This window comes from Microbacterium excoecariae (assembly GCF_011326725.1).
In the GTDB taxonomy this organism is placed as follows: domain Bacteria; phylum Actinomycetota; class Actinomycetes; order Actinomycetales; family Microbacteriaceae; genus Microbacterium; species Microbacterium excoecariae.
This window is the reverse complement of the sequence record NZ_JAANCO010000001.1, coordinates 433,073-455,633: the sequence shown is the minus strand read 5'-3', so window position 1 is coordinate 455,633 and position 22,561 is coordinate 433,073. Positions and strand designations below refer to the sequence as shown.

At 72.2% G+C, this 22,561-nt stretch carries 22 protein-coding genes; 13 read left to right on the top strand and 9 right to left on the bottom strand.

All coding sequences use genetic code 11. The features are described 5' to 3' along the window. Positions 1 to 85: 85 nt before the first annotated feature. Positions 86 to 1,366 (bottom strand): helix-turn-helix domain-containing protein, encoded by a 1,281-nt coding sequence (locus G8E01_RS01995; protein ID WP_166315118.1) that lies wholly within the window; start codon positions 1,364 to 1,366, stop codon positions 86 to 88. 142 nt (positions 1,367 to 1,508) lie between these two features. Here G8E01_RS01995 and purL point away from each other — a divergent pair, with 142 nt between their 5' ends. Genes purL through G8E01_RS01975 form a run of 4 tightly spaced genes read left to right on the top strand, consistent with a single transcriptional unit; the run spans position 1,509 to position 5,188 of the window. Continuing rightward, positions 1,509 to 3,818 carry a phosphoribosylformylglycinamidine synthase subunit PurL gene (gene purL / locus G8E01_RS01990; RefSeq protein WP_166315115.1) on the top strand — a complete coding sequence of 770 codons (2,310 nt, stop codon included), beginning with the start codon at positions 1,509 to 1,511 and terminating at the stop codon, positions 3,816 to 3,818. Beyond that, positions 3,818 to 3,997: a hypothetical protein gene (locus G8E01_RS01985; RefSeq protein WP_166314092.1), complete on the top strand. Its 180-nt coding sequence runs from the start codon at positions 3,818 to 3,820 to the stop codon at positions 3,995 to 3,997. The genes purL and G8E01_RS01985 overlap by 1 nt, the downstream gene beginning before the upstream one ends. 4 nt (positions 3,998 to 4,001) lie before the next feature. Further along, positions 4,002 to 4,694: a hypothetical protein gene (locus tag G8E01_RS01980; protein ID WP_166315112.1), complete on the top strand. Its 693-nt coding sequence runs from the start codon at positions 4,002 to 4,004 to the stop codon at positions 4,692 to 4,694. A 20-nt stretch (positions 4,695 to 4,714) separates the two neighbouring features. After that, complete coding sequence (locus G8E01_RS01975) at positions 4,715 to 5,188, top strand: ASCH domain-containing protein (RefSeq protein ID WP_166315109.1); 474 nt, start codon at positions 4,715 to 4,717, stop codon at positions 5,186 to 5,188. Positions 5,189 to 5,286: 98 nt separating this feature from the next. Here the strand turns inward: G8E01_RS01975 and G8E01_RS01970 are convergent, their stop codons facing one another. The 3 genes from G8E01_RS01970 to G8E01_RS01960 are packed head-to-tail and all read right to left on the bottom strand — an operon-like array spanning position 5,287 to position 9,264. Beyond that, on the bottom strand, positions 5,287 to 5,778 hold the full coding sequence (locus tag G8E01_RS01970; RefSeq protein WP_166315106.1) for a hypothetical protein: 492 nt from the start codon (positions 5,776 to 5,778) through the stop codon (positions 5,287 to 5,289). 1 nt (position 5,779) lies between these two features. Beyond that, entirely contained in the window at positions 5,780 to 7,756 is a 1,977-nt protein-coding gene (locus G8E01_RS01965) for a primary-amine oxidase (RefSeq protein ID WP_166315103.1), read from the bottom strand. Positions 7,757 to 7,782: 26 nt separating this feature from the next. Next, complete coding sequence (locus tag G8E01_RS01960) at positions 7,783 to 9,264, bottom strand: APC family permease (protein WP_338100717.1); 1,482 nt, start codon at positions 9,262 to 9,264, stop codon at positions 7,783 to 7,785. A gap of 204 nt (positions 9,265 to 9,468) precedes the next feature. Between G8E01_RS01960 and G8E01_RS01955 the strand changes: the two genes are divergently transcribed. Together G8E01_RS01955 and G8E01_RS01950 are read left to right on the top strand one after the other, a co-directional pair. Then, entirely contained in the window at positions 9,469 to 10,950 is a 1,482-nt protein-coding gene (locus G8E01_RS01955) for an APC family permease (protein ID WP_166315097.1), read from the top strand. Between the two features lie 13 nt (positions 10,951 to 10,963). Next, a complete protein-coding gene (locus G8E01_RS01950) occupies positions 10,964 to 11,635 on the top strand; it encodes a helix-turn-helix domain-containing protein (RefSeq protein ID WP_166315094.1) in 672 nt (223 codons plus the stop codon). A gap of 7 nt (positions 11,636 to 11,642) precedes the next feature. On the opposite strand, the gene ald is transcribed toward G8E01_RS01950, so the two are convergent. Beyond that, on the bottom strand, positions 11,643 to 12,740 hold the full coding sequence (gene ald / locus G8E01_RS01945) for an alanine dehydrogenase (RefSeq protein ID WP_166315091.1): 1,098 nt from the start codon (positions 12,738 to 12,740) through the stop codon (positions 11,643 to 11,645). 114 nt (positions 12,741 to 12,854) lie between these two features. Here ald and G8E01_RS01940 point away from each other — a divergent pair, with 114 nt between their 5' ends. Together G8E01_RS01940 and G8E01_RS01935 are read left to right on the top strand one after the other, a co-directional pair. Continuing rightward, on the top strand, positions 12,855 to 13,364 hold the full coding sequence (locus tag G8E01_RS01940; protein ID WP_166315088.1) for an Lrp/AsnC family transcriptional regulator: 510 nt from the start codon (positions 12,855 to 12,857) through the stop codon (positions 13,362 to 13,364). A gap of 33 nt (positions 13,365 to 13,397) precedes the next feature. Beyond that, a complete protein-coding gene (locus G8E01_RS01935; RefSeq protein WP_166315085.1) occupies positions 13,398 to 13,637 on the top strand; it encodes a hypothetical protein in 240 nt (79 codons plus the stop codon). A 25-nt stretch (positions 13,638 to 13,662) separates the two neighbouring features. Here the strand turns inward: G8E01_RS01935 and G8E01_RS01930 are convergent, their stop codons facing one another. Then, a complete protein-coding gene (locus G8E01_RS01930; protein WP_166315082.1) occupies positions 13,663 to 14,586 on the bottom strand; it encodes an NAD(P)/FAD-dependent oxidoreductase in 924 nt (307 codons plus the stop codon). 66 nt (positions 14,587 to 14,652) lie between these two features. On the opposite strand from G8E01_RS01930, the gene G8E01_RS01925 reads away from it, so the two are divergent. Further along, positions 14,653 to 15,228 carry a helix-turn-helix domain-containing protein gene (locus G8E01_RS01925; RefSeq protein ID WP_166315079.1) on the top strand — a complete coding sequence of 192 codons (576 nt, stop codon included), beginning with the start codon at positions 14,653 to 14,655 and terminating at the stop codon, positions 15,226 to 15,228. On the opposite strand, the gene G8E01_RS01920 is transcribed toward G8E01_RS01925, so the two are convergent. Then, the gene (locus G8E01_RS01920; protein WP_166315076.1) at positions 15,216 to 15,620 is read right to left on the bottom strand and encodes a VOC family protein; all 405 of its coding nucleotides are present in this window, start codon (positions 15,618 to 15,620) and stop codon (positions 15,216 to 15,218) included. The two genes, G8E01_RS01925 and G8E01_RS01920, sit on opposite strands and share 13 nt — an antisense overlap. Positions 15,621 to 15,781: 161 nt before the next feature. Next, positions 15,782 to 17,215 carry an argininosuccinate synthase gene (gene argG / locus G8E01_RS01915; RefSeq protein ID WP_166315073.1) on the bottom strand — a complete coding sequence of 478 codons (1,434 nt, stop codon included), beginning with the start codon at positions 17,213 to 17,215 and terminating at the stop codon, positions 15,782 to 15,784. A gap of 87 nt (positions 17,216 to 17,302) precedes the next feature. On the opposite strand from argG, the gene G8E01_RS01910 reads away from it, so the two are divergent. From G8E01_RS01910 to G8E01_RS01895, 4 genes are all read left to right on the top strand, one after another. Beyond that, positions 17,303 to 17,830, top strand: a complete 528-nt coding sequence (locus tag G8E01_RS01910) for a hypothetical protein (protein ID WP_155048852.1) — start codon at positions 17,303 to 17,305, stop codon at positions 17,828 to 17,830. Positions 17,831 to 17,873: 43 nt separating this feature from the next. Beyond that, positions 17,874 to 18,806, top strand: a complete 933-nt coding sequence (locus tag G8E01_RS01905; RefSeq protein ID WP_166315070.1) for an ABC transporter ATP-binding protein — start codon at positions 17,874 to 17,876, stop codon at positions 18,804 to 18,806. Beyond that, on the top strand, positions 18,803 to 19,993 hold the full coding sequence (locus G8E01_RS01900) for an ABC transporter permease (RefSeq protein WP_166315067.1): 1,191 nt from the start codon (positions 18,803 to 18,805) through the stop codon (positions 19,991 to 19,993). Before G8E01_RS01905 ends, G8E01_RS01900 begins: the two co-directional genes overlap by 4 nt. A 71-nt stretch (positions 19,994 to 20,064) precedes the next feature. After that, positions 20,065 to 21,351 (top strand): adenylosuccinate synthase, encoded by a 1,287-nt coding sequence (locus tag G8E01_RS01895; RefSeq protein ID WP_166315064.1) that lies wholly within the window; start codon positions 20,065 to 20,067, stop codon positions 21,349 to 21,351. 9 nt (positions 21,352 to 21,360) lie between these two features. Here G8E01_RS01895 and G8E01_RS01890 read toward each other — a convergent pair whose 3' ends face one another. Beyond that, positions 21,361 to 22,473 carry an AI-2E family transporter gene (locus tag G8E01_RS01890; RefSeq protein WP_240921220.1) on the bottom strand — a complete coding sequence of 371 codons (1,113 nt, stop codon included), beginning with the start codon at positions 22,471 to 22,473 and terminating at the stop codon, positions 21,361 to 21,363. Between the last annotated feature and the right edge of the window lie 88 nt (positions 22,474 to 22,561).

The following is a 22,561-nucleotide window of genomic DNA, read 5'->3' as shown; positions in this document are numbered from 1 at the left end:
TGTCTCCCTTGACTGCGTTGCGCGGCCTCGTCGCCGCGCTTTGGCGCCACGCTACGCCCGGGGAGGTTGCAAGCGGTTGCGGCGCCTACCCGCCGAGGGCCTCGAGGCGCGCGACGAGGCCCGCGCGCCGCGGCGAGCGCGCCGGGAGCATGCCGAGCGCGAGGCGCATCGCCTCCACGTCGTCCGCGCCCGCGTCCGTGCGCAGGTAGGCCAGCAAAGCGTCGGTCCCCGCGTCGTCCAGCATCGTCGCCCTCAGGGTGGCGCGGATCCGGTCCCGCAGCTCGGCGACGCCGGGCGCGAGGGATCCGGGGAGCGGATCCCCCTCCCACGCCGCGACGGCGACCCGGTGCGCGCCCCGGTCGAGCAGCGACGTCAGCCCCTCGGCGTCGGTCTCGAGCGCCCCCGCGAGGCGGTACGGGCGCGAGGCGATCTCGAGCCCCGGCGCGGCCCCCGCGAGGACGCGGCGCAGGCGCACCACCTCGGGCCGGAGGGTGCCGACGGCTCGCGGATCCCCGTACACCCGCTCCGCGAGCTGCTCGGCGGACAGGCCCGCGCGGTGGGTCGCGAGCATGAGGAGGATCTCCGCGTGGCGCGCGCTGAGCTCGAGAACGGATCCGCCCGCCTGCAGCGCCCCGCGGTCGCGCCCCAGCACGCGGAGGAGCGCGGGGGCCGCGGCCCGGCGCCGCGGGGGCGCGGGCTGCGCGCGCATGCGGGCGATGAGGAGGTCACTCTCGACGGCGCGGACGGTCGCGTCGACGAGCAGCTGGGCCTGCGGCGCCGCGGCCGGATCCCTCCCCGTGACGTCGATGACGCCGATGATCGCGCCCGTCTCCGGATCCCGCACGGGGGCGGCCGTGCACGACCACGGGCGCACGTGGCGGTTGAAGTGTTCGGCGCCGCGCACCTGCACGGAGCGCCCGAGAGCGAGCGCCGTGCCCGGCGCGGCCGTGCCGACGCGCGCCTCCGACCAGTTGGCCCCCTCGACGAACCCCGATTCCCCGACGAGCCGGCGCACGGCGCGGTCGCCCTCGATCCACAGCAGGCGCCCCGCGGCGTCGCCGATCGCGACGACGACGCCCGAGCCCTCCGCGTCCCCCGGCAGGAGGAGCCCGCGGATCGTGTCGATCACCGGAGCGAGCGGGTGCGCGCTGCGGTGGTCCGCCAGCTCCCCGCCCGCGAAGTCGAGGGTGGGCAGGCCGTCGGGCGCGACGAGCAGGCCGCGGGAGCGGACCCAGGACGCGCGCACGAGGTCGCGGACCTCGCCCAGGCGCGGATCCTCGTCGTGGCCGGCGAGCAGCTCGTCGCGCGCGCGCTCGATCGTTCCCCGCGGGGGCGTGGGTCCGGCATCGGCCCAGGGCGAGGGCATCGGCGCTCCGATCGACGGTGAGGGAGGCGGTGGCCCCGAGCGTAGGCGCTCCCCGGGCGGCGGTCCACCCCCTGCCACGCCCGGCGGCGCGCCCAACTAGACTGAAGCCGTCCCGCCCCACCGCACTCCTGGAGCCGCACGCGTGAGCATCGAACACGTCGCCGACACCGTCTCTGACGCCGCCGCCACCCCCGAGCGGGAGCAGCCCTACGAGGCCCTCGGCCTCAAGGCCGACGAGTACGCGCAGATCCGCGAGATCTTGGGCCGCCGCCCGACCTCGGGCGAGCTCGCGATGTACTCCGTCATGTGGTCGGAGCACTGCTCGTACAAGTCGAGCAAGAAGTACCTTCGCCGCTTCGGCGAGAAGGTCACCGACGAGATGCGCGAGCGCCTCATGGTCGGCATGGGCCAGAACGCTGGCGTCGTCGACGTGGGCGAGGGCTGGGCGGTCACGTTCAAGGTGGAGAGCCACAACCACCCCTCCTACATCGAGCCGTTCCAGGGCGCGGCCACGGGCGTCGGCGGCATCGTCCGCGACATCATCTCGATGGGCGCGCGCCCCGTCGCCGTCATGGACCAGCTGCGCTTCGGCGCGATCGACGACCCCGACACGGCGCGCGTCGTGCACGGCGTCACGGCGGGCATCAGCTCGTACGGCAACTGCCTCGGCCTGCCGAACATCGGCGGCGAGACCGTCTTCGACTCCTGCTACCAGGCCAACCCGCTCGTGAACGCGCTCGCGGTCGGCGTCATGCGCCACGAGGACATCCGCCTCGCGAACGCGACGGGCGTGGGCAACAAGGTCGTGCTCTTCGGCGCCCGCACGGGCGGCGACGGCATCGGCGGCGCCTCGATCCTCGCGTCCGACTCGTTCAGCGACGGCGGCCCGACCAAGCGCCCGGCCGTCCAGGTCGGCGACCCGTTCGCCGAGAAGGTCCTCATCGAGTGCTGCCTCGAGCTGTACGCGGGCGAGCTCGTCGAGGCGATCCAGGACCTCGGCGCCGCGGGCATCTCCTGCGCGACGAGCGAGCTGGCCGCGAACGGCGGATCCGGCATGAACGTCGAGCTCACGAACGTGCTGCTCCGGGACCCCTCGCTCACGGCGGAGGAGATCCTCATGAGCGAGTCGCAGGAGCGCATGATGGCCATCGTCGCGCCCGAGAAGCTCGACGCGTTCCTCGCCGTCACCGGCAAATGGGACGTCGAGACGAGCGTGCTCGGCGAGGTCACGGGCGACGGCCGCCTCGTCATCACGTGGGACGGCGAGACCATCGTCGACGTCGACCCGTCGACGGTCGCGGTCGACGGACCGGTCTACGACCGCCCGGTCGCGTACCCGGCCTGGCTCGACGCCCTGCAGGACGACTCGGCGGGAGCCCTGCCCCGCTCGAACGACCCCGCGGTGCTGAAGGACCAGTTCGCGCAGCTCGTCGGCAGCCCGAACCTCGCCGACACGAGCTGGATCACGAACCAGTACGACTACTACGTCCTCGGCAACACGGCCCTGTCGTTCCCGGACGACGCGGGCATGATCCGCGTCGACGAGGAGTCGGGCCTCGGGTTCGCGATCGCGACCGACGCGAACGGCCGGTTCTGCCAGCTGGATCCGTACGCCGGCGCCCAGATTGCGCTCGCGGAGGCGTACCGCAACGTCGCCGTCACGGGTGCCGTGCCGACCGCGGTCACCGACTGCCTGAACTTCGGCAGCCCCGAGAACCCCGAGGTCATGTGGCAGTTCTCGCAGGCCGTCGACGGCCTGTCGGACGCGTGCCAGGAGCTCGCGGTGCCCGTCACGGGCGGTAACGTCTCGTTCTACAACCAGACGGGCGACACCCCGATCCACCCGACCCCCGTCGTCGGCGTCCTCGGCATCATCGACGACGTGTCGCGCCGGATCCCGAGCGGCTGGCAGGACGCGGGCGAGAACATCTACCTGCTCGGCGTGACGGCGAACGAGCTGAGCGGATCCGCCTGGGCCGACGTCATCCACTCCCACCTCGGCGGCAAGCCCCCGGTCGTGGACCTCGACGGCCACAAGCGCCTCGCGGGCCTGCTGCAGGCGGCGCGCGACGAGTGGCTGATCTCGAGCGCGCACGACCTGTCCGAGGGCGGCCTCGCGCTCGCGCTCGCGGAGGGCGTGATGCGCTTTGGCGTCGGCGCCCGCGTGTGGCTGACGGAGCTCATGGAGCGCGACGGCGTCGACCTCGCCAACGCGCTGTTCGCCGAGTCGACCGGCCGCGTGCTCGTGACCGTGCCCCGCGAGGAGGACGTGAAGTTCCGCGGCCTGTGCGAGGGTCGCGGCTACCCCGTGCTCCGCATCGGCGTCACGGACACGGAGCCCGACCTCGAGATCCAGGACACCTTCACGTTCGCGGCCTCCGAGCTGCGCGCGATGTCCGCCGCGACCCTCCCGGCACACTTCGGCCCGACCGTCGCGGAGCCGGTGGCGTGATGGATCCGGAACGCGAGCGCCTCGAGGTGCCCCCCGAGCTCGAGGGCAGCACGGACGACATGGCCGAGTCGCGGCTGTATCGCCGCAACCGGCGGATCCGCGTCGTCGCCTGGGTCGTCGTGATCTCGCTGATCATCGCGGGCGGCGGATCCACGATCCTCCTCACCCTCTTCGGCTAGCGCCATGGAGGCGTTCTTCGATTTCCTCGGCGGATACTGGTGGCTCGCGTTCCCGCTGATGGGGGTCGTCGCGCCGCTCGGATCCTGGTGGTCGAAGAACCAGAAGGAGCGACACGAACGCCGGCTCGAGGTGATGCGCACGAAGGCCGAGCTGGCCCAGGCGCGGCCTGCAGACCCCCGCCAGCTCGCCGAGGACGAGGCCGCGGGGCGGCAGCGCCGCGTCGCCCGCCTCCTGGAGGCGCACGACGACGTGGCGCGCCGGTGGCTCGACTACGAGCTGGACCCGGCGAAGCTCATCGCCTTTCCCGCCATGAGCGACGGGCGCGACCCCCGCACGGCCGCCTTCCTGCGCGCCAAGCGGGTGGCCGACGGGCTCCGGCCCGCGTCGGCGGACGAGCGGATCGACGCGGAGACCTACGCTGAGTACCGCGACGCGGTGCACGACGCGGAGGTGGCGTTCGACGTCGCGGAGCAGGAGGCGCGCCGCGTGCGCGACTCCGGCTTCACGGAGACCGAGCGGCAGCGGCTCGCTCGCGCCCAGCAGCTCCTCTCGGTGGCGCTCGACCAGTCCGCGACGGCGGCCGAACGCCAGAGCGCCTACCGCCGGGTGCGCGACGAGCTCGACGGCCTCATCGTCCTCTCCGATGACGCCGTGGCGCACCTGAAGCACCGCATCGCGGGCGAGCTGTCGCCCTGACCCACCCCCCCCGGAGCACCATGCCGACACCCGCCGAAATCACCTCGTTCTGGGACGCCGCCCGCGCCGCGGTTCCCGCCCTCCCCGCGGATCCGCCCGCGCCCGATCGCGTGTGGGGCTTCGGCGCGACGGCCGCGCACGCGGACGGCCTCCTCGCGCTCGTGCTGGCCGGGACCAAGACCGGCACCGCCGGATACCTGTGGGAGTACGAGCAGACCGGCGAGACCGTCACGCGCGTCGGCGATCTCGACGTGATCCTCGACGGATCCGGGACGCCCCGCGCCGTGATCGAGACGACGGCGGTCGAGGTGGTGCCGTTCCGCGAGGTCACCGCGGAGCACGCCTTCGCCGAGGGCGAGGGCGATCGCACCCTCGCATCGTGGCGCGACATCCACCGCCGCTTCTACGAGAACTACGTGGACGTCGACCGCCCCTTCGACGAGACCATGCCGATCGTGTGCGAGCGGTTTCGGGTGGTGTTCCGCGCGGGCTGAGGCTCAGCTCGCCAGCGCGTAGCCGAGCGCGGCCGCGACGCCCGCGTTCGTGACGCGTCCGCCCCGCACGTTCAGCCCCCGGGCGAGGGGTGTGCCGCCTACGCGACGGCGGGCATGAGCGCCATGGCGGCGATCATCGCCGCCATCGAGGCGCGGTCGATGGCATGGTGCCGGCGGTCTCGCACGAGCGCCGTCGCGATCCAGCCCGCGTAGGCGAGCGCGGCGACCGCGGCCACGAGGCCGACCTCGGGTCCGCCGTGGTGATGCCCGGACGCGGATCCGCCGTGCACGCCCGCGCCGATGACGAGCAGCGCCATGAGCGCCACGCCCACGAGCCGCGGCGCGGCCTCCACGGCGGCGGCGCGACCCCCGCGGATCCGCGCCGCCGCACCGCCGGCGAGCGCCGCCGCCAGGAGCGCGGCACCCCACCACGCCGGGGAGAGGATCCCGGGTCCCGCCATGTCGAGCATCGCGAGGAGCATGAGGACCGCTCCGGCGACCGCGCTCACCGACGCCCGGGGGCGGGTGCGCGCGGCACACGCGACGCACACCGCCCCCGAGGCGACCATGACGACATGGAGCAGCACCATGTCAGTGGCAGTGGTCCTCGTGACCGTGCCCGTCGGACGGGGTCGCGCAGTGCGACGACGTCGAGGCGGGCGCGTTCAGGGCGGGGTTGCGGTCGAAGAAGCCCACGGGCTTCAGCGTGAAGCCCGCGTAGTCCACGGGCATGACGGGCCAGTCCTCCACGCGCGGGAAGTGCGTCAGGCCGAACGTGTGCCAGAGCACGACGTCCTCGCCGTCCAGTGGGCGGTCCGCCGCGGCGTAGGTCGGGAGACCGTCGGGCGTGCCGGTGACGGGGCTCTGGTTCACGACCTCGCCCACCGGCCACCGCTCGCCGTCCGCGTACTGGGTCACCCATAGGTGCTTCGTCGCGTACGCGGCGCGGTGCGCGATGGCGCTGGACGGATCCGCGAGCAGCAGCGGCTTGCCCTCCGGGTAGAGCGCGTACCCCGTGGGCTGGCCGAGGCGGTTCGTGCTCTCGGTGCTGGAGACGAGCCAGTGCCGGTCGACGAGGTTGTCCGCGATTCGCTGGGCGGACGACTCCGATGCCAGGCGGGTCTTCTTCTGCGCGAAGGCGTTGCCCCACGGGTTCTCGTCGCTGACGGGGACGCGCACGACGTCGACCTCGTCCACGGCGTTCGGGCCGCCGTCGATCGCCATGTCGAGCCGCGCCGAGAAGAGGTGCTGGTGCACCGGGGCTCCCAGCCCGGGCGCCATCTCCGTCGCGTACGGGTAGCCCTCTCCGGGGTACGCGGAGGTGAACACGATGCCCGTCGCCTTCGCCTCGAGCTGGATGGTGCCGTCGAGGTACAGGTACCAGTAGAACCCGTAGTCGTAGTTGCCGATCGTGACGAAGAAGGAGATCACGAGGCGGCGCTGGCGGCGCGTCTCGGCCATGCCGTTGAAGAGGTCGGTGTGCTTCCAGAGCACCCCGTAGTCCTCCTCGTGCAGGCAGATCGCGTTCTTGATCGCGCGCGGGGCGCCCTGCTCGTCCGCGACCATCGCATCGAAATAGGTGATCTCGCCGAGGCAGTCGCAGCCGAGCTCGAGCGAGTTCGTATACCGCCCGAAGATGTACTCGGCCTGGTCGAAGTAGTTGATCCACCGGCGGGCGGGCTGCGGATCGCCGTAGGGCACGACCATGTCCGCCACGGACGCGCGGTAGATGACGGGGCGCACGGTCTCCCCCTGGACCACGCCCAGCTGGTGGAGGATGAGGCCCTCGCGCGGGTCGAAGGAGTACCGGAACTCCCAGTCGGCCCAGCGGATGAGGTTGCCGTCGACCGTGAAGGACGCGCCCTCGGGCTGCGTGATCTCGATGGGCTTCATGTCGGCGCGCGGCGCGCCGTCGCTGTGCGGGGCCGCGTCCCACTCGGAGCGCTCGGCGGGAACGGGGTACTCGGCCGAGTCGATGACCTCGAACACCTCGTGGGTGACGAGGTCGACGTGGGCGACGAGCCCGTCCACGGGGTGGCCCCACGGGAGGTCCTTCTCGTCGTTTTGGACGAATCCCAGCACCCGGCACATCCGTCGCTCGGCCTCGGCGGGCCGGCCGAAGTTGCCCGGCGAGAGCGGCACGGCCCGCACCGTGCGCGGATCCACGCCACGGCGCTCCAGGGCCGCGGTCCATTCCGCGCTGGCGAGCAGCCACTCCTCAATGTCGATGAAGTCCTCGTCCAGAATCGCCGCCTGGCCCTGCGTGCCCGCGTCGATGTCGACCGTCGAGACCACTGCTCCCGCCGTGACGTCCACGACGACGATCGTGCCGCGGCCCGTCGGGAGGTCGACGAGCGTGACCTGCACGCGGCGGGTGATCGCGTCGCCCGCGCGGAAGGCGAGCACCTCGGCCTTGGGGGCCTCGAGGAGCGTCACGTGGGCGAAGCGCGTGTCGGACGTGACGAGGCCGGCGTCCGCGAGAATCTCGCGGGTCGCGGAGATCTCCTCGGCCGTGAGCACGTCGAGGGGGTGGGTGACGCCCGTCGTGCGGGGGATGTCGATGGTCATAATCGGTTCTCCTGGGGTCGGGGCGCTTATGCGCCCTCGGCGATGGTCGAGATGACGAGCTCGTACCGCTCGGGGTAACGGCGCTTCAGGATCCGCGCCTGCACGACGCCGATCAGCGGGAAGATGACGATGAGCGAGAGCAGGAAGACGCTCACGCCCCCGAAGACGGGGTTCCCGGCCGCGTCGGCATCGCCGACCATGAGCGGGAAGTAGGCGATGATGGCGACCGCGCACGCGATGAGGCCGGCGAAGCCGAGCGCGGGGGCGACGAGGGTGTTCCAGACCCGGCGGTCGGTACGGGTGCGGCGGAAGTAAACGATCACCGCGATCGACGTCACCGCCATGAGCAGGACGATCGCGAGGGTCGCGACGCCAGCGAACCACGTGAACACGTGCAGCACGGGATCCAGACCGAGCACCGCGAACAGCACGACCAGCACCGCGGCCGTCACCGACTGCACGAGCGAGGCGACGTAGGGCGAGGACTGGGTGGGGTGGACCCGCTCGAGCGCGGCCGGCAGCAGGCGCGCCGACGCCATCGAGTGCTGGTAGCGCGTGAGCACGTTGTGGAACGACAGGATGCACGCGAACATGCTCGTGATGAGCAGGACGTTCATGATGACCTGGCCGATCGGCCCGAGGTACTGGGCGGTCGTGAGGATCACGACGTTCTCGTAGTCCGCCGCGACCGTGGCGACCGCCTGCGACGGGCCCCAGGCCATGATGAGGCCCCAGCTCGCGAGCGCATAGAAGACGCCCACGCCCGCGCAGGCGATGTAGGTCGCGCGCGGAACGGTGCGATCCGGATCCTTCGCCTCGCTGCGGAACACGGCCGTCGACTCGAAGCCGATGAACGCCGCGATGGCGAACATGAGGCCGACGCCGGGGGCCCCGGAGAAGACGTTGTCCAGCGCGAACGGCTCGAGCGAAAGGCCCTCCGCGCCGCCCGTGAACACGACGGCGGCGACGAGCGCGAGCACAATCGCGACCTCGGCGAGAAGAAGCACCCCGAGCACCTTCGCGCTCAGGTCGATGTGGTTGTATCCCAGCACGCCCGTGAGCGCGACGATCGCGAGGCTGTAGAGCCACCACGGGATCTCCGGCCCGCCGAGACCCGACACCGTGCTGGCGAGCACGGCACCGATGTACCCGTACACGCACGCCTGAATGGACGTGTAGGTGAGGATCGCGAGCCACGACGCGGCGACGCCGGCCCCGCGCCCGAGGCCGTGGCCGATGTAGGTGAAGAACGCGCCCGGGCGCGGGATCGCGCGCGACATGGCGGAGAGGCCGACCGTGAACAGCACGAGCACGACGGCCGAGAACAGGTACAGGCTCGGGAATCCGACGCCGTTGCCGAGCAGGACGCCGAGCGGGGCGGCGCCGCCGACGACGGTCAAGGGCGAGGCCGCGGCGACGACCATCAGGACGATGGCGCCGACGCCGAGGCTGCCGGACAGCGCGCGGGGCTTTTCGGCCTCGCGCGGGGAGCGGGTGGTGGTGGTCACGAGGGGGCCTCCGACGGTCGGGAGTGGATGGTGCGGAGCGAGTCCGATCATGGCGCGCCGGCTTTGCCCCGCCGTTGCCCCGCCGTGACGTGACGTCGAGCGCAAACGGGACGGGGGTGTCTCATTTGGCGTGCGCACAGGCGACACGCGGCCGAAATCGCCGGGCGATACCGTTCCGGTGCGACGCCGAAAGGAGGCGGATCCATGGAAGAACTCGCTCGCGCCATCGCCCGCCCGGAACGCGTTCCGGGGGTGCGGGACGCCTCCGCGCTGTCCGGGCTCGCGCGCCGCACAGTCGGATTCTTCGACGTGCTCGGCCAATCGGTCGCGGGGCTCGCCCCCGCCGCCGCGGCGACGACCATTCCGGTGATCACCGTGGCCGTCGCTGCGGGCGGATCCGTGCTGTCGATCCTCATCGCCGCCGCCGTGGCGCTCGCGGTCGCGACGAGCGTGAACGTCTTCGCGCGGCGCGTCTCGGCCGCCGGCTCCCTCTACACGTTCATCGCGCTGGGTCTCGGCCGTCGCGCCTCCGTCGTCGGCGGCGCCGCCCTCCTCGTGGGGTACGGGTTCGTCGCCGTGTTCGAGCTGTTCGCCGCGGCGCACTTCCTCGTGTCGGCGCTGCCGATCGCGTCGGACGACCGCGTCGTGGGGGTCGTCGCGCTCGTTGTGCTGGGCGGCGCCTTCGCCTGGATCCTGCTCGGCGGGATCCGCCTGTCGACCCGCGTGACCCTCGTCATCGAGATCGTGACGGTCGCGGCGATCCTCGTCCTGGTCGTCTTCACCCTCGCCCGCGTCCCGGTGGACCCCGCGGCCTTCGTGCCGTCGACGGACGATCTGGCCCACCTCCCGTTCGGCGTCGTCATCGCCATGACGGCCTTCGTCGGCTTCGAGAGCGCGGCGTCGCTCGGCGTCGAGGCGAAGCGCCCGCTCGCGACCATTCCGCGCGTGCTCGTGTGGACGGTCGCCGCGGCCGGGGCGCTCTTCCTCGTCGTCGCGCTCGCGGAGATCTCCGCCTTCCGCTCCTTGGGGCTCCCCCTCGGCGAGTCCGACGCCCCACTGGGCGACATCGCGCACGCGTTCGGGATGGGCTGGGCGGCCACGGCGCTCGATCTGCTGATCGCCGTGTCGTTCTTCGCCGCCGCCGTCGCCGCCACGACCGCCATCGTGCGGGTGGTCTTCTCCATGGCGCACGAGGGCGTCCTCCCGGCGGCGATCGGCCGCACCTCGGCGCGCACGGGCGCGCCGCGGGGAGCCATCGTGATGGTCGTTCCCCTGCTCGTAGCCGTGCCGATCGCGCTGCGCGCGGCGGGGGCCGACCTGTCCCTCGTGATGCACACGGTGCTCGTCGCATCGGGCGCGGGCTTTATCCTCGCCTACGTGCTCGTGTGCGCAGGCGCTCCCGCGTTCCTCCTGCGGATCGGGGAGGCGACGTTCTGGCCGATCGCGCGCGCGGCCGCCGCCGCCGTCGTGCTTGGCGGCGCGCTCGCGACCTTCCTCGCGGTCGCGGGGTCGTCCCTGGGATACGGCGGCGTCGCCGCCTTCGCCGGGGCGCTGGGGGTCGTGATCACTGCGCTCGCCGTCGCGCGCCGCCGTTCCACGAGACTCGTCCGCGCCGTGCACGACGTCCCGATCTCGTCCGACCTGCTCGGCGGAGCCCCGACCGACGCGTCCGACGCCCGGGCGTAGGGCCGGGATCCGCATGACGCTGGGCGACGAGCAGGGACTACATGCCAAGCAGCCGCGGGCGATCCACTCGGCGTTCGTCGTGCTCGAGGAGGTGGCGCGCGCGGGTCCGGGCGTGACGGTCCGCGACCTCGTCTCCCGGCTCGCGATGCCCCGCGCGACGGTCTACCGTCTCGTGAACCTGCTGGTGCAGGACGAGTACCTCGTGCGCCTCGCCGACATTTCGGGGCTCGCGCTCGGGCGGAAGGTCGCCGATCTCGCCGGCGCCGTCGCCTCGCCCGCGCCGATCCGCGCGACGCGCGCCGTGCGGGCCGAGCTCGAGCGGATCCGCGGATCCGCGGGATCCCTGGCGGTGCACGTCATCGGCTTCGAGCGGGGCGCTCTCGTCGCGGTCGACCTCGACCCGCGCGCGCACGCGTTGCCCGCGGCGCTCGCGCGGGATCCGGACCGCTCGGCCGCCGCCCGCCTCAGGGACCTGCCGGCGGGCGAGGGGGCGGCGGACCTCACCTTCCAGATGGACGACCTCGTGCCCGGGCGCGCGTGCGCGGCCGTGCCCATCCGCGCGGAGGACGGGGCGATCGTGGCGGCCCTGTGCGTGGGCGGGGCGAGCACGGATCTCGACGACATCCTCCGCTTCGCGCGCGCAAGCCGCGAGGGCGCCGATCGCGTCGGCGCCCTCATCGCGTAGGCGGCGCTCAGCTCGCCAGCGCGTAGCCGAGCGCGGCCGCGACGCCCGCGTTCGTGACGCGTCCGCCCCGTACGTTCAGCCCCCGGGCGAGGGCCGGATCCGCCTCCGCCGCCGCGTCCCAGCCGGCGCGGGCGATCTTCTGCACGTAGGGCAGCGTCGCGTTCGTCAGCGCGTGCGTCGACGTCGCGGGGACGGCGCCCGGCATGTTCGCGACGCAGTAGTAGACGCTGTCGTGCACGGCGAACGTGGGCTCGTCGTGCGTCGTGGCGCGCGAGCCCTCGAAGCACCCGCCCTGGTCGATCGCGATGTCGACGAGGACCGACCCGGGCTTCATGCCCGCGACCATGTCGTCGGTGACGAGCTTCGGCGCCGCGGCGCCCGGGATGAGGACGGATCCGATCACGAGGTCGGCGCGCTCCAGCGACTCGGCGATCGCGTACCGCGTCGAGTGGCGCGTGACGAGCCCGTTGCCGTAGCGCGCCTCGAGGGCGCGCAGCCGGTCGAGGTCCACGTCGAGCACCGTGACGCGGGCGCCGAGGCCCAGCGCGTTGGCGGCCGCGTGCTCGCCCGCCACGCCGCCGCCGATGACGACGACCTCGGCGCGCGGGACGCCCGCCACGCCGCCGAGCAGCGTTCCGCGCCCGCCCTGCGCGCGCATGAGGTGGTAGGCGCCGACCGTGATCGACAGGCGGCCCGCGACCTCGCTCATCGGCGTGAGGAGGGGAAGCGACCGGTCGGCGCGCTGCACGGTCTCGTAGGCGATCGCGGTCGTGCCCGCGGCGGCGAGCGCGTCCGTGAGCGGCTTGTCGGCGGCGAGGTGCAGGTAGGCGAACAGCGTGAGGTCCTCGCGGAGGAAGCCGTACTCGCTCGCGACGGGCTCCTTGACCTTCACGATGAGCTCCGCGGCGGCCCAGGTCGAGGCCGCGTCGGGGAGGATCGTGGCGCCCGCGGCGGCGTAGTCGGCATCGGCGATGCGGGATCCGGCGCCCGCCCCCGCCTGCACGAAGACCTCGTGCCCGTCACGAGCGAGCGCGTCGACGCCGGCGGGCGTCAGGGCGACGCGGTTTTCGTTGTTCTTCACCTCGGTGGGAACGGCGATCTTCATGGGGGCTCCTCGTGGGGGGCGGACTGTCTTTGGAGAATCGCAGGCACTTCGTTTCTGGTGGGTAAACGCCGCAGATTCTTCTCTCCGGGCGCGCCCATGGTTAGAATTCGACGCATGACGGGCGAATCTCTCCCCCTGGATCCGAAGGTCCTGCGGCCGGTCTCGCTCGACGACACCGACCGCCAGATCGTGCGGATCCTCAGTCGCGACGCGCGCACCTCGAACGCCGACGTCGCGGCCGCCGTCGGCATCGCGCCGTCGACCGCGCATGCGCGCACGCGAGCGCTCGTGGACCGCGGCGTGATCCGCGGCTTCCACGCGAGCGTGGACCACGGCCGACTGGGGCGCGGCCTGCAGGCCATGATCGGGGTGACGCTGCGCGGCGGGACCCGACACGACAGCATCGTGACCTTCATCGACGAGGTGAAGGAGCTGCCCCCGGTGCTGCAGCTGTTCTTCCTCGGCGGGACGGACGACTTCATGGTGCACATCGCGGTCGCCGACTCGAGCGAGGTGCGGCAGTTCGTCGTCGAGAACCTCTCGACCGAGCCGTTCGTCGCCTCGACGCGGACGAGCATCATCTTCGAGTACCACCGTCGGGGCGTCGCCGCCGGCTTCCGGTGAGCGCGGGCGGCCGCGCCGGGCTACCCTGACGCCATGTCGAAGAAGGGCAAGAAGGCGAAGAAGCACGGCGGGTCGGCGAGCAAGAAGAAGCACAAGGCGAAGGCGAAGAAGCTGACGCCGAAGAAGAAGTGCTGCGCGTCGAAGCCCCGCTGCACGCGCTGCCCGATCCGCATGCTGAAGGAGGGGCGCCTGGATCCGGCCGACGCGAAGGTCCTCTTCGCCAACGCCCGCAACCGCTCCCAGCTCGCGCGCGAGGCAACATCGCGCCCCTGAGTCCGCGCGGCCCGAGGGGCGCCGGTCAGGCCGCGGCGACGGCGCGGTCCGTGTCCTCCTGCGCGAGCACGGCGTTCGCGCCGGCGCCGGCCATCGACCCGGCCCCCATCGACACGGGCACGTTCGCAAACGGGGCCACGACGCCGCCGGCGGCGAACACGCGCGGGTGGCTCGTGCGCCCCATCGCGTCGACGGCGAGTGGGGCGCCCGGGGCGTCCTGCCGCGCGAGGCCGAGACCATCGGCGAACCCGAGCGCAAGCTCCGGCTCCCCGCCGGCGAAGATCGCGCCCAGGTCGTAGGCGGATCCGTCGGCGGTGGTTACCGTGATTCCCCCGGACCGCGCCGCGACGCGCGTGACGGCCGCGTGCGCGACGCGAATCCCGCGCGCCCGGAATCGTCGCGCGACATCGTCGTCGAGCGGGCCGAGCGCGCCCGCGAACACCGTCACGTCGTCCGTGAGCTGGCGGACCAGCTGGGCCTGGTGGATCGCCGCCGGGGAGGTGGCGAGCACGCCGAGCGGCACGCCCGCCACCTCGTACCCGTGGCAGTACGGGCAGTGGAGGACCGTGCGCCCCCACTCCTCCGCGAGGCCCGGGATGGCGGGGAGCACGTCACGCACGCCCGTCGCGATGAGGACGGTGCGCGCCGCGTCCTCGCTGCCATCCGCTCGCAGCACGCGGATCCGCTCGCCCGCGTCCTCCAGCCGCGCGACGGTGGCGGAGGCAAACGCCACCCCGTATGCCGCCGCCTCGGCCCGGCCTGTGGCCAGGAGGGCCGCCGGGTCCGCGCCGTCCTGGCCGAGCACGCCGTGCATGTGGGCGGCGAAGCGGTTGCGCGGCTCGCCCGCGTCGATCACGAGCGTGCGGCGGAGGGAGCGGCCCAGCATCTGCGCGGCGCTCAGGCCGGCGACGCTTCCGCCGATGATCACGGTGTCCCAGGTGTTCGTCATGCCCATATCGTGGAGCGGGAATGCGATTCTTGGCAAAGAAACATGCCGAACTGGCAAACTATGGGGATGGACCCTATCCTGCGCCACGTCGGCCCCCGCCTACGCGCCGCGCGTCGCCGTCAGAACCGCACGATCGAGGAGCTCGCGTCGCGCGCGGGGATGTCGGCGAGCACGCTGTCGCGACTCGAGTCCGGTAAGCGCCAGGCCACGCTTGAGCTGCTCCTTCCCCTGACGCGGGAGCTCGGGATCCGCCTCGACGATCTCGTCTCCGCGCGCGGCGGGGATCCGCGGGTCCGCCGCCCCGCCGAGCGGCGCGGGAACATGACCGTCGCGCCGCTGACGCTCGCGCACGCGCCCGTCCAGACGTTCAAGGTGACCTACCCGCCCGCGGCCGAGGCGCCCGCTCCCCGCGTGCACGACGGCTACGAGTGGGCCTACGTGCTGAGCGGGACCCTCCGGCTCCTCCTCGACGGCGAGGAACACCTGATCGCGCCCGGCGAGGCCGTCGAGTTCGACACGCAACTCCCGCACAGCGTGAGCGCGACGATGGCCGGCCCCGCGGAGGTCGTCAGCATCTTCAGCGCCGCGGGCGAGCGAATGCACACCCACCGCCCCGAGCGGGCGCCCGATCAGCCGGCCTGACCACCCTCGATCATCCACCCCACGCCGAAGCGGTCGGTGAACTGCCCGAAGTAGCTGCCCCACGGCGCCTGATCGAAGGGCATCGTCACGTTCCCTCCGGCCGAGAGGCCGTCGAACGCGCGGCGCAGCTCGTCGGCGTCATCGCCGTACAGGATGACGTCGATGCGGGATCCGCCCCGCTCGCCCTCGCTGTCCGCCGCCATGATCGCGACGCCCTCGGAGACGTCGAGCTGGCCGTGCATGACCCAGTCGGGCTGGCCGCCCATGCCCTCCATGGGCATGTCGCTGTAGCGCGTGATCTCGAGCGAGCCGCCGAGCACGCCGTGATAGAACGCCAACGCCTTCGCGGCCTCGCCCGCGAAGCCGATGTAGGACGTGATCCGAACCGCCATGATGTCCTCCTCGCGTACGGCCGGGCCCGTCGCCCAGCCCCCGCGAGGATCATCCCCGACCCGCCCCGCACGCGAAAGGGGCCCGCGCCTAAGTCCACATTTCTCCGGTAAGTCTCCTCGCATGCGAGGAGACTTACCGGAGAAATGTGGACTTGTGGGGGTTAGTCAGTGCCGGCGTCGAACGCCGCCGCCTCGCCGACGCTGTCGAGCGCCTCGGCGGCGTCGGTGTCGCCCGGGGCCACGCTCTGCGTGATCGCGCGGGCCTCGCCCTGCTCGAGCTCGCCGATGAGGTCGCCCGTCGTGCCGCCGATCATGCCGCGGGAGACGTAGCCCTCGAGGCGGGCGCGCGAATCGGCGATGTCGAGGTTGCGCATCGTGAGCTGGCCGATGCGGTCGCCGGGGCCGAAGGCGGCGTCGCCGACGCGCTCCATCGACAGCTTCTCGCCCGCGTACGACAGCGCGGGGCCGGTCGTGTCGAGGATCGTGTAGTCCTCGCCGCGGCGCAGGCGGATCGTGACGGATCCGGTGATCTCGGATCCGACCCACTTCTGGATCGACTCGCGCAGCATGAGCGACTGCGGCTCGAGCCACCGCCCCTCGTACATGAGGCGGCCGAGCTTGCGGCCGAGCTCGTGGTAGGTCTCGAGGGTGTCCTCGTTGACGATCGCGTTGAGCAGGCGCTCGTACGCGATGTGCAGCAGGGCCATGCCGGGCGCCTCGTAGATGCCGCGGCTCTTGGCCTCGATGATGCGGTTCTCGATCTGGTCGCTCATGCCGAGCCCGTGACGGCCGCCGATGGCGTTGGCCGTGAGGACGAGCTGCACGGCGTCGGCGAACTCCTCGCCGTTGATCGCGACGGGGCGGCCGCGATCGAACGTGACGGTGACGTCCTCGGTGGCGATCTCGACGGCCGGATCCCAGAACCGCACGCCCATGATCGGGTCGACGATCTCGAGCGAGACGTCGAGGTCCTCGAGCGTCTTGGCCTCGTGCGTGGCGCCCCAGATGTTGGCGTCCGTCGAGTAGGCCTTCTCGGCCGAGTCGCGGTACGGGTAGCCGTGCGCGACGAGCCACTCGCTCATCTCCTGGCGACCGCCCAGCTCGCTCACGAAGCGCGCGTCGAGCCACGGCTTGTAGATCTTCAGGCGCGGGTTGGCGAGCAGGCCGTAGCGGTAGAACCGCTCGATGTCGTTGCCCTTGTAGGTGGATCCGTCTCCCCAGATCTCGACGCCGTCCTCCTTCATCGCGCGCACGAGGAGCGTGCCGGTCACGGCGCGACCGATGGGCGTCGTGTTGAAGTAGGTGCGCCCGCCCGAGCGGATGTGGAAGGCGCCGCACGCCAGCGCGGAGAGGCCCTCCTCGACCATGAGGGGCTTGCAGTCGATCATGCGCGAGTTCTCCGCGCCGTACTGCAGCGCGCGCTCCGGGATCGACGCGATGTCGTCCTCGTCGTACTGCCCGAGGTCGCCCGTGTACGTGTAGGGCACGGCGCCCGCGTCGCGCATCCACGCGACGGCGCAGGAGGTGTCGAGACCTCCGGAGAAGGCGATGCCGACGCGCTCGCCGACGGGCAGGTTCTCAAGGACATTCGACATATAACGAAGTCTAGACTTCCCCGTGAACTCCTGACGAAAGCGCGCGCGGCGCGAGTAGCCTGGGACGACACGCGTGTGGGAGGACTCATGGCCAGGAAACGGCGCGGCGGAATCGTGCTCGGCGCCCTCGGCGGCGTGCTCGTCCTCGGCGGCGCGGCGATCCTCGCCGGCGTCGCGTTCGCCCCCGAGCAGGTGGAGCGCACCTACGGCGCCGTCAAGACCTCGATCGACAAGACCGTCGACGAGGTCCAGGAGCAGGTCTTCGAGGAGCTCCCGACGGTGACCATCGGCGTCGAGGGCGGCCTGGCCGAGCTCGACCGGTGCGACGGCACCTTCACGATCATGCGGTCCTACGAGCGCGAGGGCGTGCCCGAGACGGGCGCGGCCCACAACAACTGCGGCGGCGACGTGCTGCTCGCGTGGGACGAGGGCCAGAAGATCCGCATCGCGGGCCGCGACGAGGTGTACGAGGTCGTCGACATTCGGTACACCTCCAAGATCTGGTCGAGCACCGACGACCTCGTCGGCCTCGGCGGCGACATCGCCCTGCAGAGCTGCTTCTACGGGGAGGACCGCATGAAGTTCGTCGGCCTCGCCCCCGTCGAGGAGTCCTGACCGGACATTGCTCCCCCGCGTGCGCGGCCGGTAGCGTGCGACCATGACCGGCACCAGCCACGCGGGCATCGAGGCACGCGGCCTGCGGCGCTCCTTCGGATCCGTCGACGCGGTGCGCGACGCGACTTTCGACGCGCGCCCGGGTCGGATCACGGGGCTCGTGGGGCCGAACGGCGCCGGCAAGACCACGCTCTTCCTCCTGCTGACCTCGCTCCTCGCCCCGGACGCCGGATCCGTGCGCGTCGGCGGGGCGGATCCCGTCACGGATCCGCGCTCCGTGCGGCGGATCCTCGGATGGATGCCGGATGCGCTCGGCACGTGGGACTCCCTCACGGCGCGCGAGACGCTCACGGTCGCGGCCCGGCTGTACGGCGCCCCGCGCGACGCGGCCCGCGCCCGGGCGGACGAGCTGCTCGGCGAGGTCGGCCTGGCGCCCCTCGCAGGCGCGAAGGCGCGGGTCCTGTCGCGCGGCCAGAAACAGCTCCTCGGGCTCGCCCGCGCGCTCGTGCACCGGCCGAGCGTGCTGCTGCTCGACGAGCCCGCGTCGGGGCTCGACCCCGCCGCACGCATCGCGCTGCGCCACCACCTGCGCGCGCTGGCGGACGCGGGCGCCACGATCCTCGTCTCGAGCCACGTCCTCGCGGAGCTCGACGAGATGGTCGACGACGCCGTCTTCCTCGCGGCCGGCGCCACGGTCGCCGCGCCCCCGCCCGCGACGCAGGTGCGCGAGTGGCGGATCCGCGGGCTCGGCAGCGCGGCGGATCCGGATTCCCTCCGCGCGACCATCGCCGATCTCCTGCCGGGCGTCGCGGTGCGGCTCGATCGCCACGACGTGCTGACAGGCTTCGCCGGCGAGGAGGCCGCGGCGAGCGCGCTCGCCCGGTTGGTGCAGGCCGGCGTGCCCGTCGCGGAGTTCGCTCCCGCCTCCGGCCGCCTCGAGAGCGCCTTCTTCGGCCTGCAGGGAGGCGCGCGATGAACGCCCGGCGCATCGGCGTCCTCGTCGGCCTCGACCTGCGCCAGCGCGTGCGCCGCCCCGGCTTCTACGTGCTCCTCGGCATCTTCTTCGTCGTCGTCTGCGCGATCGCGTGGCTCGGATCCCTCGTCTTCGGAGAGGCGGGCGGCGGGCGCGGCGTCGCCTCGATCGCGCTGTACGGCGTGCTCCTCATGGCCGTGCTCGTGACGCCCACCTTCACGGGCAACGCGATCAACGGCGAGCGCGAGCAGGCGACGCTCGCCCCCGTGCAGGTCACGCTCGCGACCACGCCGGAGATCCTCGCGGCGCGGTTCCTCGCCGGCTGGGCGACGGGGCTCGTCTATCTCGCGGCGGCCCTCCCCGTCGTGGGCTTCGCGCTCCTGGACGACGCGCTGTGGTGGGGCGACGGATCCGCGGGGTGCTTCGGGAGCGGCTGCCCGGCCGCCCCCGTGGCCGCGTGGGGGATCGCGGCGGCGATCCTCGTCCTCGCCGCCGAGGTCGGCGTCATCGCGGCGATCGGCGTCGGGCTCAGCGCGATCATCGCGAAGCCGCTGTTCTCGGTCGCCGCGACGTACCTCGTCGTCATGATGCTCGTCGTCGGCACCCTCATCGCGTTCGCGCTCGGCACGTTCGCCGTGCGCTCGCCCGTCGCGACCCTGACGGAATCGCCTCGGGAGGTCTACGTCTCCGACGGGCAGAACGCCGCGTACCTGCCCGACTGCGCCGACGCGGCCGAGCCCTGCCTCGAGGAGCGCCCCGACGTCTCCGACCGATGCGTGGCCGTCCGCGGGGCGCAGGAGGTGCCCCGCTACGACCGCGTGTGGTGGCTCCTCGCCGCGAACCCGTTCGTCGTCGTCGCCGACGCGACCCCCACGGCCTACGACCGCGCGGGCTACCCCGTCGACCTGTTCGGCCAGCTGAAGTACGGGATCCGCGCGGCGCAGCAGGCGCCCGATCTCGAGCAACAGGACTGGAGCGACCCGTGCGACGGCCGCGTGCAACTGCCGGGCGAGTACGTCGAGTACGGCGCCGACTCCCCCACGGCGCGCGAGGTCATCGAGGGCTCGGTGCCGACCTGGTTCGTGGGCCTCGGCCTGCAGGCGCTGCTCGCCGCCGGGCTCCTCGTGTGGGGCGGGTTCCGCACCCGGACCCCGGCGCGGCGGACGCCGCCGGGCAGCCGCGTGGCGTAGCGGATCCCGGGGCGTGCCCGCCCGCCCGATAGGATGAGATGTCCAGCACCCGATTCCCAGGGGGATGACCCATGCCAGCAATCGTGATCGTCGGAGTCCAGTGGGGCGACGAGGGCAAGGGAAAGGCCACGGACCTGCTCGGTGAGCGCACCGAGTGGGTCGTCAAGTTCAACGGCGGCAACAACGCCGGGCACACCGTCGTCGTCGGCGACGAGAAGTACGCCCTGCACCTGCTGCCGTCCGGCATCCTGTCCCCCGGCGTGACCCCCGTCATCGGCAACGGCGTGGTCGTCGACCTCGAGGTGCTGTTCCAGGAGCTCGACGCGCTGTCCTCGCGCGGCATCGACGTCTCGAAGCTCAAGATCTCGTCGAACGCGCACGTGATCACGCACTACCACCGGACCCTCGACAAGGTCACCGAACGCTTCCTCGGCAAGCGCCAGATCGGCACGACGGGGCGCGGCATCGGCCCCGCATACGCCGACAAGATCAACCGCGTCGGGATCCGGATCCAGGACCTCTTCGACGAGTCGATCCTGCGGCAGAAGGTCGAGGGTGCCCTCGACCAGAAGAACCACCTGCTGGTGAAGGTCTTCAACCGCCGCGACATCACGGTCGACGAGATCGTGACCGACCTGCTCTCCTACGCGGAGCGGGTGCGCCCCATGGTGGCCGATACGAGCCTGCTGCTCAACGACGCGCTCGACCGCGACGAGGTCGTGGTGTTCGAGGGCGGGCAGGCGACCATGCTGGACGTCGACCACGGCACCTATCCGTTCGTCACCTCCTCGTCCGCGACGGCGGGCGGCGCGGCGACCGGGTCCGGCGTGGGCCCGGGGCGCCTCGATCGCATCGTCGGCATCGTGAAGGCCTACACGACGCGCGTCGGCGCGGGACCGTTCCCGACCGAGCTGTTCGACGCGGACGGCGCGTGGCTCGCCGAGCGCGGCCACGAGTTCGGCACGACGACGGGGCGCGCGCGCCGCGTGGGTTGGTACGACGCGCCGATCACCCGCTACGCGACGCGCATCAACGGCATCACGGACCTCGTGCTGACGAAGCTCGACGTCCTCACGGGGCTCGAGAACATCCCTGTCTGCGTCGCGTACGACGTCGCCGGCGAGCGTTTCGACGAGGTGCCGGTCAACCAGACCGACTTCCACCACGCGACGCCCATCCTCGAGTCCTACCCGGGCTGGAGCGAGGACATCACGGGAGCGCGTACCTTCGAGGACCTGCCGCAGAACGCCCGCGACTACGTGCTGGCGCTCGAGGAAATGAGCGGCACGCGCATCTCCGTCATCGGCGTCGGGCCGGGCCGCGATCAGGTGATCGTGCGCCACGACCTCGTCGACTGAGCCGGGGCGTCACACCCGCGCGTCCTGGCGCGGGATGACGACCTGCTTGATGATGAGCAGGATCGAGGCCGTGACGGGGATCGCGATGAGCGCCCCGAGCAGGCCGAGGAGCGTCCCGCCCACGAGCGCCCCGATCACGACGAGCGATCCGGGGATCGCGATCGTGCGGTTCATCACGCGCGGCGTGAAAACGTATGCCTCGATCTGCATGTAGACGACGTAGACCGCGGCGAAGATCAGCGCCGAGACGGGGCTCGTGAACAGCGCGACCACGGATCCGATGATCCAGAACAGCACCGGTCCGATCAGCGGGATGAGCGTAATGCAGAACGCCGTCACGGCCATGAGCTGCGGGAAGGGTAGCCCGATCGCGAGGTGGACGATGAAGGTGAACACCGCGTTCATGAACGCGAGCGTGATCATCCCGACGAGATAGCGCCCGACCGATGCCGTGATCTGGTCCGTCATCCCCGTGATCGTCTCGCGCGAACGCGCCGGCGCGAGACGGATGAGCGCGGTCTTCATCGACGGCAGCGAGGCCACGAAGTACAGGCTCAGGACCACGACGATGAGGGATCCGGACAGTGCGGTCGCGATCGTCGTGCCGACCTGCAGGACTCCCCCGCCGATCGCGGCGAGGTTGGACGGCGAGGTGAGGAGGTTCTGCGCGTCGGAAATCAGCGTGCCGACCTGGTCGCCGAAGGTCTCCTCGGCCCAGGCGTACGTGTCGGACTCCTGGAAGTCGGCGACGAGGGTCGGCAGGTCGCGGATGAACTGCGAGATCTGTTCCACGACGGTCGGGATGATGAGCAGCAGGACGCCCGCGACGACGACGAGCACCCCGACCGTGACCGACACGATCGCCAGCGCGCGCGACATCCCGCGCCCCTCGAGCCAGTGCACCGCCGGATCGAGCCCCAGCGCGATGAACAGCGCCAGCGCGATGTACACGAACACGGTGGACAGGTTCGTAAACGCCAGGCCGAGCGCGACCGCGGCGAGGCCCCCGAGCGTCAGCAGGAAACCGGCGGCGAAGGGCCGTCGCAGAAAGGCCCAGAAGGTCCGGCTCGCGGGCGGATCCAGGGGGGTGTCGGTGCCGGATCCGGGGGTGGCTACGCTCATGCGCATCACTCTAGGGGGCGCGCCCCTCCCGCGCGGGTGGCCGCGCGATGAACGTCCGCGCGCGCCCCTGTCGGCGGGGTCGCGCGGC

Coding starts and splice junctions, on each gene's coding strand:
- G8E01_RS01985 (WP_166314092.1), top strand. CDS start 3,818: ATGGATCCGGAACGCGAGCGCCTCGAGGTGCCCCCCGAGCTCGAGGGC.
- G8E01_RS01890 (WP_240921220.1), bottom strand. CDS start 22,473: ATGAGCGTAGCCACCCCCGGATCCGGCACCGACACCCCCCTGGATCCG.
- G8E01_RS01935 (WP_166315085.1), top strand. CDS start 13,398: ATGTCGAAGAAGGGCAAGAAGGCGAAGAAGCACGGCGGGTCGGCGAGC.
- argG (WP_166315073.1), bottom strand. CDS start 17,215: ATGTCGAATGTCCTTGAGAACCTGCCCGTCGGCGAGCGCGTCGGCATC.
- G8E01_RS01940 (WP_166315088.1), top strand. CDS start 12,855: ATGACGGGCGAATCTCTCCCCCTGGATCCGAAGGTCCTGCGGCCGGTC.
- G8E01_RS01975 (WP_166315109.1), top strand. CDS start 4,715: ATGCCGACACCCGCCGAAATCACCTCGTTCTGGGACGCCGCCCGCGCC.
- G8E01_RS01925 (WP_166315079.1), top strand. CDS start 14,653: ATGGACCCTATCCTGCGCCACGTCGGCCCCCGCCTACGCGCCGCGCGT.
- G8E01_RS01995 (WP_166315118.1), bottom strand. CDS start 1,366: ATGCCCTCGCCCTGGGCCGATGCCGGACCCACGCCCCCGCGGGGAACG.
- G8E01_RS01980 (WP_166315112.1), top strand. CDS start 4,002: ATGGAGGCGTTCTTCGATTTCCTCGGCGGATACTGGTGGCTCGCGTTC.
- G8E01_RS01895 (WP_166315064.1), top strand. CDS start 20,065: ATGCCAGCAATCGTGATCGTCGGAGTCCAGTGGGGCGACGAGGGCAAG.
- ald (WP_166315091.1), bottom strand. CDS start 12,740: ATGAAGATCGCCGTTCCCACCGAGGTGAAGAACAACGAAAACCGCGTC.
- G8E01_RS01905 (WP_166315070.1), top strand. CDS start 17,874: ATGACCGGCACCAGCCACGCGGGCATCGAGGCACGCGGCCTGCGGCGC.
- G8E01_RS01965 (WP_166315103.1), bottom strand. CDS start 7,756: ATGACCATCGACATCCCCCGCACGACGGGCGTCACCCACCCCCTCGAC.
- G8E01_RS01920 (WP_166315076.1), bottom strand. CDS start 15,620: ATGGCGGTTCGGATCACGTCCTACATCGGCTTCGCGGGCGAGGCCGCG.
- G8E01_RS01900 (WP_166315067.1), top strand. CDS start 18,803: ATGAACGCCCGGCGCATCGGCGTCCTCGTCGGCCTCGACCTGCGCCAG.
- G8E01_RS01970 (WP_166315106.1), bottom strand. CDS start 5,778: ATGGTGCTGCTCCATGTCGTCATGGTCGCCTCGGGGGCGGTGTGCGTC.
- G8E01_RS01950 (WP_166315094.1), top strand. CDS start 10,964: ATGACGCTGGGCGACGAGCAGGGACTACATGCCAAGCAGCCGCGGGCG.
- G8E01_RS01930 (WP_166315082.1), bottom strand. CDS start 14,586: ATGACGAACACCTGGGACACCGTGATCATCGGCGGAAGCGTCGCCGGC.
- G8E01_RS01910 (WP_155048852.1), top strand. CDS start 17,303: ATGGCCAGGAAACGGCGCGGCGGAATCGTGCTCGGCGCCCTCGGCGGC.
- G8E01_RS01955 (WP_166315097.1), top strand. CDS start 9,469: ATGGAAGAACTCGCTCGCGCCATCGCCCGCCCGGAACGCGTTCCGGGG.